Genomic DNA, 1840 nt, shown 5'->3' on the forward strand with positions numbered 1-1840 from the left:
ACCTCCACCTCCGCCTCCGCCGTCGACGCGGACATCGGCCACATCTTCAGCGAACCCGTTCGCGAGCAAGGAGACACCGGAGTCACACGTCAAATCACTCAGCTCAACGACGGCCGCTGGGCACTGGTCACAGGCAACGGCTACAACAGCACGCGCGAGAACGCCGTGCTGATGATCCAGTACCTCGACGGCGCTCGCGAGTTGAGAAAGATCCATGCAACCACTGCAAGCGGGCTGACAGGCAACGGCCTTTCAGCCCCTCGGCTCGTCGATCTGAACGGCGACAGCGTGTCCGATGTGGCCTATGCGGGCGATCTTCACGGCAACCTCTGGAAGTTCGACCTCAGCGCCCACGCGCCATCAGAATGGAAGACCGCTTTCAACGGCGCGCCGCTCTACTCGGCGACTTCCGCAGCAGCGGGAGTCGTGCCCGGACGGCCGCAGCCCATCACCAGTGCACCAGTGTGGTTGCCGCATCCGAAAGGCGGAGTGATGGTCGTCTTCGGCACCGGTGCCAATCTGACAGACGCCGACAGAACCGACACCTCAGTGCAAACGGTTTACGGCGTGTACGACAACACCGCGGTGACGCGCATCGCCGGCAAGCTCACGCTGACTGGCGGCAGCGCCCTCACCGGCGGTCGCGGTGCGCTGGTGCAGCAGACCATCAGCTCCGCTGCCGCCACGGCCACGGCCACGGCGGTCGCCGGATCGGCATCCGGCCATACCATCCCGCTTTGGGCGGTGTCGTCCAACCCTGTCGACTACGCCGGCTCGCCCGCCAAACGTGGCTGGTACCTCGAACTGCCGCCGGGTGAACGAGTGCTCGACAATCCAACGTGGTTCGACGGCCAATTGATCGACGTGGCAAGCACGCTGCCTGCGGCCGGTGAAGACATCACACGCGAAACCTGCTCCCCCAGCATCACAGGTGCACGGCACTTTCTGACGACGATCAACGCCATCAACGGCAGCGCGCCAAAGTCCGATATCTACGCCTCTGCCGGCGCGGGCGGCGCAACAAGCGCGACGGGAACTGCTTCGCGAAGCGAAACCGGCGTCCGGTCCAGCATCAGGGACAGCGCGACCAACACAGAAAAGGCCATCTGTGCGGCTGGTCAGATCTGCGCCGATCGCAAATTGCTCGGCCGCACCGCACTGCGCCCGTCGTGGCGGCAAATTCAGTGAGTGCACAACAACGTACTAGGCAGCGCGGCTTCAGTCTGGTCGAAGTGCTGACCGTCGTCACGGTCATTGGCATCCTCACCGCTCTCGCGCTGCCCAGTTACCAGGAATATGTACGCCGCGGTCATCGGGCCGAAGCGCGCGCGGGGCTGCTCCAAGCAGCACAGTGGATGGAACGCGTGGCGACGGCCAACGGCGTCTATCCCGCGACGACAGCCAAGAACGGTGCGGACGTGACGCCGTTGCCCTTGTCGCTGACGACCGTTCCCGGCAGGCGGTACGCCGTGTCGCTCAAGGCAGCCACCGACTCCGCCTACACTCTGATTGCAGTGCCCTCGGGCGCGCAGTCAGACGACAAATGCGGGACGTTCACGCTGGACCAGTCCAGTGTTCGCGGCATCACTTCGGCTGCGGCCGCTGGCAGCGCCGACTTGATTGCCGACTGCTGGACTCGCTGACCGTCGTTCACTCATCGGTTAGTGTGGCGCGCTGCTGATTCGTCACTCACTCGACACTGACCCAACGTTGACCGCCCCATCCGACCCCGCTGCCGTCCCCCTTGCCGCAACGCGCTTGGCAAACACGGCAGCGCCCATGCAACTCGCCTTGTCATCGGCACGCGCCGCGCTATGGGCCGTTCCGCCCAATCCCGCCG

2 protein-coding genes are annotated in these 1840 nt (G+C 64.9%); both read left to right on the forward strand.

Annotated features, from left to right (window positions below; all coding sequences use genetic code 11):
• On the forward strand, window positions 1–1188 hold a 1188-nt coding region (locus tag QN397_RS26530), incomplete at its 5' end, for a pilus assembly protein (RefSeq protein ID WP_323502510.1).
• On the forward strand, window positions 1185–1643 hold the full coding sequence (locus QN397_RS26535) for a type IV pilin protein (protein WP_323502511.1): 459 nt from the start codon (window positions 1185–1187) through the stop codon (window positions 1641–1643). The genes QN397_RS26530 and QN397_RS26535, both read left to right, overlap by 4 nt.
• Window positions 1644–1840: the final 197 nt, after the last annotated feature.

The sequence above is a fragment of the Variovorax sp. RTB1 genome, from assembly GCF_035018765.1.
Classification (GTDB): domain Bacteria; phylum Pseudomonadota; class Gammaproteobacteria; order Burkholderiales; family Burkholderiaceae_C; genus Variovorax.